At 43.2% G+C, this 13,951-nt stretch carries 14 protein-coding genes and 1 other annotated feature; all 14 genes read right to left on the reverse strand.

Translation table 11 applies throughout. The features are described from left to right. Positions 1 to 55 precede the first annotated feature (55 nt). The 14 genes from recA to radC all read right to left on the reverse strand — a co-directional run bounded on the left by recA (position 56) and on the right by radC (position 13,919). On the reverse strand, positions 56 to 1,111 hold the full coding sequence (gene recA / locus NYR25_06280; GenBank protein UWF33200.1) for a recombinase RecA: 1,056 nt from the start codon (positions 1,109 to 1,111) through the stop codon (positions 56 to 58). A gap of 171 nt (positions 1,112 to 1,282) precedes the next feature. Continuing rightward, positions 1,283 to 2,524, reverse strand: coding sequence for a competence/damage-inducible protein A (locus tag NYR25_06285; protein UWF33201.1), 1,242 nt, complete (start codon positions 2,522 to 2,524; stop codon positions 1,283 to 1,285). 137 nt (positions 2,525 to 2,661) lie between these two features. Further along, complete coding sequence (pgsA, locus tag NYR25_06290) at positions 2,662 to 3,243, reverse strand: CDP-diacylglycerol--glycerol-3-phosphate 3-phosphatidyltransferase (protein UWF33202.1); 582 nt, start codon at positions 3,241 to 3,243, stop codon at positions 2,662 to 2,664. A 12-nt stretch (positions 3,244 to 3,255) separates the two neighbouring features. Further along, positions 3,256 to 4,137 (reverse strand): helix-turn-helix domain-containing protein, encoded by an 882-nt coding sequence (locus NYR25_06295; GenBank protein UWF33203.1) that lies wholly within the window; start codon positions 4,135 to 4,137, stop codon positions 3,256 to 3,258. A 44-nt stretch (positions 4,138 to 4,181) separates the two neighbouring features. After that, positions 4,182 to 4,907: an SDR family oxidoreductase gene (locus NYR25_06300; protein ID UWF33204.1), complete on the reverse strand. Its 726-nt coding sequence runs from the start codon at positions 4,905 to 4,907 to the stop codon at positions 4,182 to 4,184. A 16-nt stretch (positions 4,908 to 4,923) separates the two neighbouring features. Next, positions 4,924 to 6,216, reverse strand: a complete 1,293-nt coding sequence (locus tag NYR25_06305) for an insulinase family protein (GenBank protein ID UWF33205.1) — start codon at positions 6,214 to 6,216, stop codon at positions 4,924 to 4,926. Further along, the gene (locus NYR25_06310; protein UWF33206.1) at positions 6,216 to 7,475 is read right to left on the reverse strand and encodes an insulinase family protein; all 1,260 of its coding nucleotides are present in this window, start codon (positions 7,473 to 7,475) and stop codon (positions 6,216 to 6,218) included. Before NYR25_06310 ends, NYR25_06305 begins: the two co-directional genes overlap by 1 nt. Positions 7,476 to 7,633: 158 nt before the next feature. Continuing rightward, positions 7,634 to 9,061: a cardiolipin synthase gene (gene cls, locus NYR25_06315; GenBank protein ID UWF33207.1), complete on the reverse strand. Its 1,428-nt coding sequence runs from the start codon at positions 9,059 to 9,061 to the stop codon at positions 7,634 to 7,636. 82 nt (positions 9,062 to 9,143) lie between these two features. Further along, positions 9,144 to 9,962 carry an amino acid ABC transporter substrate-binding protein gene (locus tag NYR25_06320; protein UWF33208.1) on the reverse strand — a complete coding sequence of 273 codons (819 nt, stop codon included), beginning with the start codon at positions 9,960 to 9,962 and terminating at the stop codon, positions 9,144 to 9,146. Continuing rightward, complete coding sequence (locus NYR25_06325; GenBank protein UWF33209.1) at positions 9,963 to 10,598, reverse strand: ATP-binding cassette domain-containing protein; 636 nt, start codon at positions 10,596 to 10,598, stop codon at positions 9,963 to 9,965. 17 nt (positions 10,599 to 10,615) lie between these two features. After that, entirely contained in the window at positions 10,616 to 11,266 is a 651-nt protein-coding gene (locus tag NYR25_06330; protein UWF33210.1) for an amino acid ABC transporter permease, read from the reverse strand. A gap of 223 nt (positions 11,267 to 11,489) precedes the next feature. Continuing rightward, positions 11,490 to 11,718 (reverse strand) — a binding site (T-box leader). A 43-nt stretch (positions 11,719 to 11,761) separates the two neighbouring features. Next, the gene (mreD, locus tag NYR25_06335; GenBank protein UWF33211.1) at positions 11,762 to 12,307 is read right to left on the reverse strand and encodes a rod shape-determining protein MreD; all 546 of its coding nucleotides are present in this window, start codon (positions 12,305 to 12,307) and stop codon (positions 11,762 to 11,764) included. A 9-nt stretch (positions 12,308 to 12,316) separates the two neighbouring features. Next, on the reverse strand, positions 12,317 to 13,162 hold the full coding sequence (mreC, locus tag NYR25_06340) for a rod shape-determining protein MreC (protein ID UWF33212.1): 846 nt from the start codon (positions 13,160 to 13,162) through the stop codon (positions 12,317 to 12,319). An 88-nt stretch (positions 13,163 to 13,250) separates the two neighbouring features. After that, positions 13,251 to 13,919, reverse strand: a complete 669-nt coding sequence (gene radC / locus NYR25_06345) for a DNA repair protein RadC (GenBank protein ID UWF33213.1) — start codon at positions 13,917 to 13,919, stop codon at positions 13,251 to 13,253. Positions 13,920 to 13,951 lie beyond the last annotated feature (32 nt).

Raw genomic sequence — 13,951 nt, forward strand, 5'->3', positions numbered from 1 at the left:
GTAGAAAAAGAAGTCGGAATTATCCCAACTTCTTTTCTCCCCATAAATATTATCTTTATTTCAAATCCAATTCAGCTTGGTCCTCTGGTTGATGGTCTTCTTTAACCTCACTAGCCGGATCAGCTACCATCCCGTATGCTTCTCGAACCTTAGCCAATACTTCGGCACGGACATCTGGATGATCTTCCATGTACTTCTTGGCATTTTCACGTCCTTGGCCAATTCGTTCTTCACCATACGAGTACCAAGAACCACTCTTTCCAACAATGTCTTTTTCTACGGCCATATCAATCATTTCACCAGTTTGCGAAATTCCTTGACCATACATAATATCGACTTCTGCTTTCTTAAATGGTGGTGCTACCTTGTTCTTAACTACCTTAATCTTAACTCGGTTACCGATTACGTCCGCCCCATCCTTGATTTGTTCAGCACGCCGAACTTCCAACCGAATGGTAGCGTAGAATTTCAAAGCCCGACCACCCGGGGTGGTTTCGGGATTTCCAAACATAATACCGACCTTTTCACGAATTTGGTTAATGAAAAGGGCGATGGTCTTAGTCTTGTTAATTGACCCAGAAAGTTTCCGCAATGCTTGAGACATCATCCGTGCTTGAAGACCGACGTGGGCATCGCCCATTTCACCGTCAATTTCAGCCCGGGGAACTAAAGCAGCTACCGAGTCAATAACTACCAAATCGATGGCTCCACTTGAAACTAGGGCATCCGCAATTGCTAATCCTTCTTCACCCGTATCTGGTTGAGAAAGCAAGAGGTCGTCGATATTAACCCCTAAATTAGTTGCGTAGGCGGGATCCATCGCATTTTCAGCATCAATATACGCAGCCGTTCCGCCCCGTTTTTGGACTTCCGCTACCGCATGAAGCGCAACCGTAGTTTTACCAGAACTTTCGGGACCGTAGATTTCAACGATCCGTCCCTTAGGGTAACCGCCTACTCCCAACGCATCATCTAAAGCTAATGAACCACTGGGAATGGTGGAAATTTGCGTATCTACCGCATCTCCCATACGCATAATTGAGCCTTTACCAAAGTTTTTTTCAATTTTTTTAAGAGCTTTATTCAAAGCTTCTTTTCTTTCGTCTGCCACTTAATTAATAACCTCCTAATGGGTCTTATATTGCACGTATCTCGGTCAAGGATGGCGCCATCGGTCTTTTACTATTCTTATCTATCGTGAAGTCGCCCTTAACCATCTATATTAAATATAATACCTAGTAATTGCTAAAAAAGCAATCAAAAAGCGAACAAAAGTTCGATATTATTTAACAACTTGTTCCCAGATTAACCGAAAACCGTTCATGACTGCTAAATGGCGAATTTTTTTGCGGTTCCCGCTAAAATGAAATCCCTTAGCCACGGTGCTTCCATCTGGTAACGCCAGTCCGATCCAAACGTCGCCGGGGGCGTGGCCTTCCAATCCTTCAGGGCCAGCCACCCCCGTGAAACTAATTGCTAAATCAGTCCCCATCTGTTTCTGCGCACCCCTAGCCATTTCTTCGGCAACCGAGCGGCTAACTACCGAATCTTGCGCAATCGTTTCTGGCCGAACGCCTAACAGCTTCGTTTTTACTTCGTCAGAGTAGGTCACAAAGCCACCTGAAAATACCGCCGAAGTGCCCGCCGTTTCTACTAGTTGGCTTTGGAAGGCCCCTCCGGTTAAGCTTTCCGCAGCGGTCAAGGTCAGCTTTCGGTTAATTAGGGCTTGCACGACAAAGTCAGGAAAGGCGACCTGATCACCTTCTGCATAGTAGTAATCTCCAGCCCGTGCAAGTATTTCCGCCTTAGTTTTTTCCAGCATTTGTTCCGCTTCGTCCTTAGAATCCGCCTTTGCAGTTAACCGAATGGTAACGTCGGTTGGTTTGAAGTATAGTGCGATCGTTGGGTTGGTCTGTTGGTTGATCACGTCAGCCACCCGGGTCGCTAAATCAGCTTCCCCAACTCCCACAAAATGCAAAGTTTTTGATTGGATAGTTTTGTTTAAAGTGTACCGTTCCTTTAGCAATGGAAGAACTTCTTGGTTAACCATCGGCTTAAATTCGCTAGGCGGTCCTGGCAAAACTAAATAATCGGTATTTGCGGTAGAAGCAAACAAACCGATAGCCAGTCCGTTAGGGTTCTGAACTGGCCGACTACCCTTTAATAACAACGCTTGCCGTTCGTTATTAGGGGTGATTGGCCGTCCCTGTTTAGTAAAATGCTCGTGAACTTTTGCCAACGCATCGGAATCAACTACCAGATCATCACCTAGAAATTCAGCTAGGGTCTGTTTTGTAATATCGTCTTCGGTCGGTCCTAGACCGCCAATGGTAATTACTAAGTCACTACGCTTGCTTGCGATTGACAACGTTTCTTTCATGGTGCTGGAGTTGTCCCCCACCGTTTCTTGATGATAAACATCAATGCCTAATTGAGCCAATTGCTGACTCAAGTAAACGGAGTTAGTATCGGTAATTTCTCCTAACAAAATCTCGGTACCAACTGAAATTATTTCCGCCTTCATCTCTTAACTTCCTCCTCATTATATAACTACGCTAATCCTACTGCTTTATTTTAACTTTTTCAGCAAAAAAAGGCTGTTTCCAAACCTTCCGAAGTTTAACATTTCTGCCTTCGTCAGTTTTTCCACTAGCCTTTAGCTTAAAAAGAATCCGCAAAGATACCGCGGTTTTGGTAAAAATAGTCGATTCCAGAGTAGATGGTAAAGAATAAACATACGTATAGTAAAAGTGTCCCTGGCCCAAAATGTAAGTAATTAGCAAAGAGATTGTTTAACAATAAGAAAATGATTGCAAACATCTGGGAAAATGTTTTGATCTTACCCGGCATTGCCGCTGCCAAAACTTCTCCTTCATTTTCTACAATGATTAAACGCAACCCACTAACTGCTAACTCCCGGCAGACAATGATCGCTACTACCCACGCAGGAGCCATTTTCATGGATACCAAAATGATAAATGCCGACATTACCAACATTTTATCAGCAATCGGATCGGCAAATTTACCAAAGTTCGTTACCAAATGTTCCCGTCGCGCAATTTGTCCGTCGAGAAAATCGGTAATGGACGCTACTGCAAAAACGACGGCGCCCCAAATTTTCGTAATGGCAATCGGGGTCCCTAACCACCATACGGTGCCCCCGACTTCTGGCATCACGGTTAAAATAATAAAAATTGGGATTAAAATAATCCGAAAAACGGTTAATTTATTTGGTAAGTTCATTTTTTCTCCTTTCTAGTTAACGGTAATCGTTACGTTCCGTACCGTGGCTTCCGTAGCCGGCTTAGGCATTTTACGGTCCCCAATCGTGCCCTTCAAGCCAATCGTGTTACCAATCTTCAAAACGTATGTATAGCCCTTCTTTAGCTTGAAGCGTTGGGTTTGCTGGGCTTCCATTACTCCTTGAGCAACCGTGGTGGCTTGCGGAGTTGTGGTAACTAATGAATTCCAGGATTGATTTTCACCCGTCTTCAATTTAAGCGTTACGTGTTTTTGATCATCCGGCAAGGTCACCCGTAAATTATCCGCACTATCGTTAACCTTTTCAATTTTTGGTTGCGCACTAGTTGACTTCGCTTGTTTTTTTGAACTGGCTTTCGAAGACTTGGTTTTACTTGTCTTCGTTTTATCGTGATGACTTTTTTTCGTTTTGTCGATTACCGTGGGATTTTTTTGTGCCACCAGCTGGGATGGGTAACGGTTCGCCATGTCACTAAAGGCTCCCCAAACCAACAGCCAAATTACTCCCACTAGGATAATCCCCATCAACCACGGGTGCTGATGTATTAACCCACTAAGCACCGAAGGCTTTTGTTGAAGTTCTTTTTGCGCGCGACTAGTCACTTCGCCATGGGTGCGGCGCCATTCTTTAATACTTTCGGGCTCAGTTTCTAAATGACGATTTCCTACTTCCACTCCCAATAAATTCGCGTATTGTTTAATTAACGACTGGGTGTAGTAGTCTCCTGGTAAATCATCATCTTCGCCGGCCTCTAAAGCCATTAAATATCTTTTAGAAATTTGTAGCTTTAATTGGACCTCGTCAAGCGTCCATCCCTTTTTAAGACGGGCGTCTTGTAGCCGCATCCCAATTACTTTGTATTTTTTCGTCCCCATAAAAATACCCCAAATTTATTTTTAAATCATCAATCAGTATACCATTATTTTTGCCATCCGCCGTCCACATAAATTGTCTGACCGGTTAAATACGCTGCTTCTTCAGCGAGCACCATTTGCACCAGGTAAGCAACTTCAGCTGGATTGGCAAACCGACCTACCGGAATTTCCTCGCTGATTGCCTCAATTTCAGTTTCTGCAAAATTAGCGTTCATTTGCGTCTGGACGGCCCCCGGTGCAATTACGTTGACGGTAATTCCTAAGGAGGCTACTTCCTTAGCGTACGCATTGGCAAAACTACTCATTGCACCCTTTAACATACTATAAGGCACTTCCATAGCGCTACCGACCGCTCCGTAAACCGAACCAATGAAAACAATTCGCCCATGACCACTATCTGCTAATTTAGAAACCAATTTTTTAATCACCAATAGCGGAACTTTAAGATGCTCTAACCATAAATTTTCTAGCTGGGATGCGTCAAAATCATCAAACAGCTGGTAAATCGTAGTTCCCTGTGCAAAAACGATTGCATCTAAACTAAAGATTTGCGTTGCTAGCTTTGTTGCAGCTGCTTCGTCCCGGAAATCTGCCGCCACAGTTAAAAAATCTTGTTTAGGATACTGGTGCTGCAATTCCAGGGCTAGATCCGCTACCGCTGTAGAGTTTTGATGATAATGTAGATATAGGGACCAGCCTTGCTGGGCTAACTGCCGACTAATGGCCGTTCCGATATTACCGCTTGCCCCACATACCAAAGCAAATTTCATTTTCTCGCCTACTTAATTATTTTGGTTTAATTTCAAAACTACTAATCACCTGTTCATTAACAAATTGCCGTAGTGCTTCGACCACTTCTGTAAGGGTGATTTCTTTGAACATTTGAGCTTCATCAAAAATCGTGGCATTACCGTAAAGTGCCCCCTCAAAAGAATTAGCAATTGCTTCAAGAGAATTCATCCGCGCAATGCAGCGCCCGTACATTTCTTTTTTAGCCAGCGCAAAGTCCGTTGCTAATTCCGTAGTTTCGGTGAGCCCCTGACGCAAAATTTCTTTCACCGCCGCTGCTAACCGTTGCGGATGGTCACTGTCGCCGCCCATTGTCAAAAATAGTTCGTCGCGCTCGTTATTTAAATCATACCCGAAAGTATCGTCTAAAAGTCCTTCATCGTATAATTTTAAGTAATTTTTAGAAGAAGAACTTAAGAGTAAATATAACCCTAAATCTAGGGCCACTAAATATCGTAGCCGTGCTAAACCTGCCTCCGGTAGATAGCGATTATTTTTGATTCCGACCATTATTTTCGGCCGGTTAGCCAACCGAACTGCCGAACTTTGTTCAATTACCGGTACGTTTGCCCCACCATTTTTTCCTAAATCTACTGGCCGAACAAAAGTGGGAAATTCCTTTTGGCGTTGGTTTTCTTCAACCCATTCTGCGACCGCTTGGGGATCCAAATTTCCGGTAATAAATAAGTGCATATTTTGCGGGTGGTAAAACACCTGGTGAACCTGATATAACAGTTCCGGCGTAATTTGCGCAATCGAATCAATCGTTCCGGCAATGTCTTCACTTAACGACTGCCCCGAAAATAAGTTGCGCATAATTCCCATGTACAATTGCCAATCGACGTCATCATTATACATTTGAATTTCTTGGCCAATAATTCCCTGCTCCTTGGCTACGGAAGCGGTGGAAAAATATGGATCTTGGACAAAATCTAACAAGGTCGTTAAGTTTTCTTTTAACCGGCTAGTGGCTGAAAATAAGTAACTAGTCTTGGTATAACTAGTAAAGGCGTTCGAATCTGCTCCGTGACGAGTGAAAATTTGAAACGCATCGTAGTCGGCTTTTTCAAAAAGCTTATGCTCCAAAAAGTGGGCGGTACCGGCCGGAATCGTTAAAGTCTGGTCGGCAACCCGAAAAGAGCGGTCCATTGAGCCAAAGTTAGTGGTAAACACCGCGTACGTTTTTTGAAAATCTGCCTTAGGTAAAATATTAAGTTGTAAGCCGTTTGACAACTTAGCCGAAAATAAACGTTCGTCAAAAGCTGAATATGCTTTTTCATCCATTTGCATTAGTCATTGTCCCCATTTAAGAAAAATTCTGCCCGTGGCTTAATTTGCCGGGCAATTTCCACAATTTGTCCAGCTTGCACCTGTGCTAAATCCTCCAGCCACTGTGCAGTTGGACGTTGGAATCCGAGTAAGTACTCGTTAAGTCCGCGACGGTGAATGGTCCGTTGTAAATCTAACCCCGCAAGGTAATCTGAGCGTAACCCCGCCTTGATGCTTGCCAAGTCCCTTTCGGTAAAGTTGCCCTCCCGAAGTTCGGTAATTTGCTGCTGGATAATTTGTTTGGCTTGCGCGTAGTTTTGCGCTTTGATTCCCGTTTGAACGGTTAAAAGTCCGTTATATAAATCTAAGCTAGAACTTGCGTAGTAGGCTAAACTAGCCTTTTCGCGCACGTTAAGGAACAACTTCGATTGTGGTGAGCCACCAAAGAGCGCGTTAAAGACAAGTGCAGCATGAAAATTAGCACTGGTAACGCTAACTGGAATATCATAAGCCAAGTTTAGCCGCGCTTGTTGAACCTCTTGGTTAGCGACCCGCTGACGAGGTTTAGGCAACGGATTGAACTTAGTGATTACCGACCCTAATTGGACTTTCCGTTCGGGTAATTCTAAAACTGCAAGATCTTTTAATACCTGCTGTTCATCAACGTCCCCCGATACACTAATATGTACTAAATCATGCCGAAGCATGGACAAATACGTAGCGTAAACTTGCTCATTTTGTAAACTCTGCAAGTCCTTTCGCCGTCCGTAACTGGGCACTCCTTGGATACGGTTCGCCCCAAAGGCTAATTTGCGAAGCTGTTGACTCGCCCAGAACTGCTTGTCTTCTGCCGCAGAATCTACGTAATTAATCAAGTTATTTTTTTGCCGGGCAAAGGTCGCTTCGTCAAACCGGCCTCCACTAGCTAAGGGATGCCCAATCACTTCGTTTAAAAATTCAATTGCCATGCGCACTAACGAATGACCGTCCGTATAGCGGTCGTTAGCCACCGTGATTGAAAAACCAATGTCGTGAAGGTTGCCCTTTTTCCCGGCGCCCACCCCAAAACTTGCTCCGTACATTGCTGACAGGGCGTGGGTAAATTCAGTCTGGTTGGGATACCGCTGGGTACTAGTTTCTAAAAGATTAGCTACCAAAGTTCGGGGAGCTAATTCCGCAACCGTTGCATTTTTTAAAAAATGTATATCAATTCGTACCGTTTTAAATTTTTTGCTTGGAACAATTAAAGCCTGCACTCCAGGCCGCATTTGTACGTCCAAAGATGACGCCTCCTACCTTTTCACATGCGATTAATAATAGCGAAAAAGCATTGAAATATCAATGCTTCTCCCCCTTTTACTGCCTAATTCAATTAAAAAAGCGTTCCCTAATTTACCCGTTTTATTAAGTAATCCCGTTTCTTTGCGTTAAGACCCACTTACAAAATTGGTGCAATCATTCGGCTAGCTAATTGCCGGAACTTCTTCCACCGTGATTGGGTCGCAAAATACTTTTCATCGAGTTCTCGGGCATCCTTAACGTCTTGTTTCATGATGGCAATCATTTTTTGCGCAACCTGGGCGTCATAAATAAATGCATTTGCTTCAAAATTTAACTTAAAAGAACGAATGTCCCAGTTGGCAGAGCCCACGCTGGTTATTAATTGATCAACCACAATGGTCTTAGCATGCATAAAACCGTTTTGATAAGCAAAGACCCGGGCCCCCGCTGCCAACAGTTGCTTCGCGTAGTATTCCGTTGCCCGGTACACGAAGGGATGGTCTGGCATTTTAGGAATCACCATCCAGACTTGAATACCCGAACGGAGCGCAATTAGGAGTGCTTCCATAAGCGCATCGTCCGGGATAAAGTACGGCGTTTCAATCCAAATCGAGTGCTTGGCTCCCATAATCATTTTGATATAGCCCTGCTTAATTTTTTGGATATCGTTTTCCGGCCCACTGCTCACAATTTGCATGGGAAGCTTCTTTTCCAACGCGGTCTGCGGAAAATAATTTAAGCTAAAGGTTAATTTGGGATCGTTAACGGATGCGTTCCAATCCATAAAGAACCGACTCTGCAATTGTAACACGACCGAACCGACCAATCGCAAGTGGGTATCCCGCCAATTACCAAAACGGCGATTCTTTCCAAGATACTGGTCGCCTACGTTAAATCCCCCAATGTACCCAATTGAACCATCAATCACCACAATTTTGCGGTGATTACGAAAATTAATTCGAAAACTATAGTAACCAAATTTGGAACGCATAAACGGGGTTACTTCTCCACCAGCTGCAATCAAGGGCCGGAAAAACTTTTGTTTAGCCCCTTTTGAACCAAACAAATCGTATAACACCCGGACATGCACCCCCTCTTGCGCCTTCTTCACGAGTATTTCTCGTAATTGGTGCCCTAAGTCATCATCATAAATGGTGAAGTACTCGATATTAATGTGGTGCTGAGCTTGTTTTAAATCCGCAAAAAGTTGTTCAAACTTTTCTTGACCATCCGTCAAAATTTGCAACTCATTTTGGCTAGTTAAAATAGCGTCATCCGTATTTAAAAACATGGTCACCAAATCATTTTCCAGGGTCGTCGCAAGCGGCACCCGGTTTTGGGTGCTTTGCTTTTGGTGATCCGCCATGTCACTGATTCCCAGATGTTTTTGCGCCTTCAAGTTAAAAATTTGGCGTTGGCTCAATTTCCAACCAAAAAATAAGTAAATAATTAACCCAATTCCTGGTAACAATACGATCACCAGCAACCAGGCCCACGCTGCGGAGATGTCCCGCTTCTCCAGTAACGCAATTCCGAAAGCAAATAATAAATTTAATAAATAACCCACAACACTAGCTAAAAGCATGGCGTTTCCTCCTTGACCCCTCTTTGCTCTTTAGTGTATCAAAAAGGCTGGAAATCGCTAAATTTCCAGCCTGAACGGTATATTATTTACCAAACCATTTCTGGTTAATTCGTTGCAGTTCACCCGTTTTACGGAGATGCTCAATTCCTTGGTCGATTTTTTGTTTAACCTCTTGGTTACCCTTCCTAATACCTACCGCAAAGTATTCGTTAGGCAATCCACTTTTAATTACCCGGTAGTCGTCCGGGTTAGGTAAATGCTGCAGATAGTAGTTTGCGTAGACGCTATCAATCAATAGCCCCTGGATCCGGTTGGCCTTTAAGTCGATAAAGGCGTTGTTAAACGTATCGTAAAGCACCGGAGTGTGTTTTTTGATGCGCTGCTTCAAAAGTTTTGGGTAACGGTCAATATCTTGGGCACCCGACGAACCACTTTGCACCCCGAGCGTTTTCCCGGTCATGTCCTTTGGTGAGCGAATGTGCTGGTCTTTTTTGACCACTAAAACCTGCTGATTAACCAAGTACGGTTCGCTAAAGGTCATCGCACGTCGCCGCTCGTCGGTGATCGTTAATCCGTTCCAAATTAAATCCACGGTTTGATTCCGCAATTCAGTAACGTTCATCGACCAGTCAATCGTTTGGAAATCGACTTTAATTCCATATTGTTTAAAGACAGCTTTTGCTAGGTCAATATCGTAACCCGCTAATTTCCCATCTTTTTGCCGAAAGCCCATCGGCACAAAACTATCATCCAAACCAATCACCACGTGGTGTTTAGCCTGAATGCTTTGCCAACTGCTTGGTTGTGAAGTACTTTTAGCAGTTTTCCCACAGCCCGTAAGGAGCGGAATTAACAGCCCGCATGCCATTACGAGCAAGCTATATTTAATTAACTTTTTCATTTAATTCACCGGCTTTACAGTTAAAGTTTCGTCAGCAATTTTTTCAGCAAATTCAATATCGTGGGTAATGATAACTTGAGTAATTTGATTTTGTTTCAGGTCTAAAATCATCCGGCTAACTTCATCCCGGAGTTCTGGATCAAGCGCTGAAGTTGGTTCATCATAGCAAAGAATCTGGGGATTCATCGCCAAGGCCCGGGCAATCGCCACCCGCTGTTTTTGTCCACCGGAAAGTTGGTAGGGGTATTGATTAATGATTTTAGATAAACTCAACCGGTCAATGATCTCTTCTACCCGTTGCAAAGCTTCCCGTTCACTGAGGTGTAAGACGTTCATTGGTGCTAAGGTAATGTTTTCAATTACCGATAAATTCGGAAATAGCTGGAAATCTTGAAATACTACCCCAATCACACTTTCGCTATCCCGGGTTTCAAAGGGATTGAAAGGTTTGCCATCCAGCAAAAATGAACCAGAATCAATCTTTTCCAGCCCGCTAATGCACCTTAATAAGGTGGTTTTTCCCGCTCCGGAAGGGCCCACGATCGTTAAAATGTGTCCGTCTTGGATTTTTAAATTTAAATTATCAATAATTGTCCGTCCGTTATAACTTTTAGAAACGTTTTTTAATTCAAGCACGCTAATTTCCCCCTGTCCTAACGAAAATACGAGTAGTGTTTTTCAACTTTGTGTAAAAAGAAGGTGCAAATTCCAGTCAAAATCAAGTACATAATTCCAACCAGAATAAACGGTACTAAGGTAACGTCGCGAGCCGCCGCTACGTTTCCCGCGCGAAGCAAATCGCCAATTCCAATTACGTAGACTAGTGAAGAATCCTTCACTAAGTTAATTACTTCGTTACCAATCGATGGGAGGACGATCTTGGCGACTTGCGGTAAAACCACTTTTTTAGTCGTTTGCCAGTACGTCATTTGTAAAACTCGTCCAGCTTCGTATTGTCCCTTATCTATCGACTGCAACCCGCCACGGAAAATTTCCGCAAAATAAGCTGCATAATTTAAAATAAAGGCAAATAACGCTGCTTCGTAACGTGGAAAGACAATTCCCACGGTCGGGAGCCCGTAAAATACAAAGATTAGTTGGAGTAACAGGGGCGTACCCCGCATTAGCCAAACGTACGCGCTAATCACGTACTGTAACGGCTTAAATTTGGAAACTAACCCTAAGGCTAAAAATACTCCTAAAATTAACGAACCAATGATTGTCCAAATAAATACTTGCAGCGTGACTGCCGCTCCAGAAAACAACGAGGGCAAAATTTCACTAATATATTGAATATTAAACATTTTTTCAACTCCCTTAATATTAAAAAAGTCCCCTTAGACTAAGTAGTCTAAGAGGACGAGTTAATCGCGGTTCCACCCCATTTTGTTACCTGCTCACGCATGGTAACCTCACTAAGTTAAGCACCCTTCTCTAACAAAATAAGCTGGATTAAAATCAGCCAACCGCCCTGTATTCGACAGCAAACTTACCGCGAAAATAAAAAAATCCCCTTAGGCCGTAGCCTAAGAGGACGAATTATCGCGGTTCCACCTCATATTTATTAACTGCTCACACAGTTAACCTCAGAAAGTTGCATTAACTTAAATGATAACGGAATTACCGGATAACCCTAATTATTTTTCAGGCTATCAACTCACAGATGTGGTTCATTTGCGGCTTCGCCTGGGCTTTCACCAACTCCCGGGTCGCTTTTCGAAGGTACGCAAACTACTCTTCTGATCATTGTCAAACATAAGTAAAATGATAGCAATTATTATTTAAATGTCAAGCACCCTTTAACCAAAACTGCGGTAATTAGTTCCCCGAGTCCGCCGGAAAAAGGTTTTGACCGGGTAGTACAAAATTACAAAAAGTGCCAAATTTAAAATAATGGTTGGGAAAAACGAGTATCCAATAAAAAAGCTTGCCGACACGTTTGCTAAATGGATCGCTTGGAAAACGGCGTAAAATAACACGTTATATAACGCCATTGCTAGGGTATCAAGCACCATCACAATTAAAAACGACGTGTTAACGTAGAGCCGGACTTCTCGCACAAACATGACCACTAGCGGAATGATAAAGGTGTTTACCCCAAAGACTCCCGTATAGTACCAATCGAAGACAATTCCGATTACGAACGCCCATAACGTAAAATTAATCTGGGACTCCCCTTCAAAAAAGATTCCCATTACGAACCACATTAACGTCAGGTTACAAATCATCGAATACGGGTACTGAAACAAAATTGCTGAAAAAATTTGGTTTAAGGCGCCGTCTAAAAAGAAGGTCCCAAATAAAATAATTGGAAAAAGATATTTAAGTTTTGCTGATTGTAACATACTTTCACCCTAATCTAGCTTAGCAATATAAACGTCGTTAACGTTGCTCAGCTTAGCAGCCGGCTTAATGCGAATTTCATTTGCTAATCCGTAGTCTTCTTTTGAAACTTTAGCTACCTTTCCGACGTACAAGCCTTTCGGAGTAACGCCACCCAGGCCAGAAGTAATTACCTGACTGCCAACCGCTACGTCCTTGTTTTCGGTAACCTGTCCCATAATGATTTCATTGGTCTTTTTATCATAGCCGGTAATGATTCCGTTAACGTAGTTTCCGTCCTTGGCCTGAACCTGAATCGCAAAACGGTTTGCCGATTCATTGTTATCGCTAATTAATTCCACTTTACTAGTTGAGTAGTTGGCTTCCACTACCCGCCCAACTAAGCCGTCACCAGCAAGGACGGGTTGGTTTTTCTTAACTCCGTTAGCCGTACCTTTATTGACGGTTACCAAATCTTGCCACGAACTTGGTGAACGGGTCAATACAATTGCTGGCGTTAGCGAATAGTCCGTCATGGAGTTTTTCAATCCGACTAACTTCTTTAATTCGCGATTTTCTTCCTTGAGGCTCTTATTTTCAGCATGAGTCGCGCTTAATTTATCAATATCCTGGCGCAAACGTTCATTTTCTTCGTAAGTTGCGACAAAGTTATTCAAATTAGTTGATAACGTCTGCATTCCGTGAGCGGGAATCGCGATCACCCGGCTAACCGCCCCAAAAAGGTCGTTCCCTAATTTTTGGACAGCCGGCGTCTTGTCCTTTTTCCCCAATGCTAACGATCCCGTAATTAACCCTGCTGCAATAATTGCACAAATTACCGTTAACACTAGTTTTCGATTAGAAAAAAATTTATGCATGAGCTTTGAACCCCTTAATTAATCTCATTAAAATGACTTCATAAATTATAACACACAAAACGGTCAAACTAGCGCTAATTGAGATTGTTTAACAATCATTAAGAACTCGGTTTTCCGCGGCACTCCAGTATGTTTGGTCACCAATAATTAAGTGGTCAATCAGCCGAATCCCCATTAAATCCCCGATTTTCTTCATTTTTTTGGTGAAGGCCACATCATTCATGGACGGATCCACATTACCACTGGGATGGTTATGCACCAAAATAAACCCATTAGAACTAAAACGTAAAACCTCCGCCATGATTTCTCGGGGATGGACTTCCGCAGAGTTCAACCCGCCCTTAAAAATGACCCGTTCTTGTTTGATTTGATTTTTTGTATCCAAACAAAGTAACACCAAGTGTTCCTGCGGATTCTTTTGAAAACGAGCGACCATCAAGTTGCCAATTTGCGCGCTACCCAACACCTTGCCCAACAAGTGGACTGGTTGGCGTTGCACGCGCCGACCTAACTCAATTGCGGCTTCTAAAGCTAAGGACTCGGCAGGCAACTCGGGAAAAATATTTTGCTTTTCCCGCTGAGTCAACATACTGTAGCCCACCACGTCGCCAACCTGATCCCAAAATTGCTCGGATAGACGGTTAATGGACTGCTCTTGACCACAACAACTTAAAAATGCCCGCAATAATTCCGCGTTGGTCAAATTTTCTGCGCCAATTTTTGTAAGTTTTTTGCGTGCACCATCTTGTAACAACATTTTTACCACCTCTTAGATACAAAGTACCTAAA

The organism is Pediococcus acidilactici, from assembly GCA_024970065.1.
GTDB lineage: Bacteria > Bacillota > Bacilli > Lactobacillales > Lactobacillaceae > Pediococcus > Pediococcus acidilactici_A.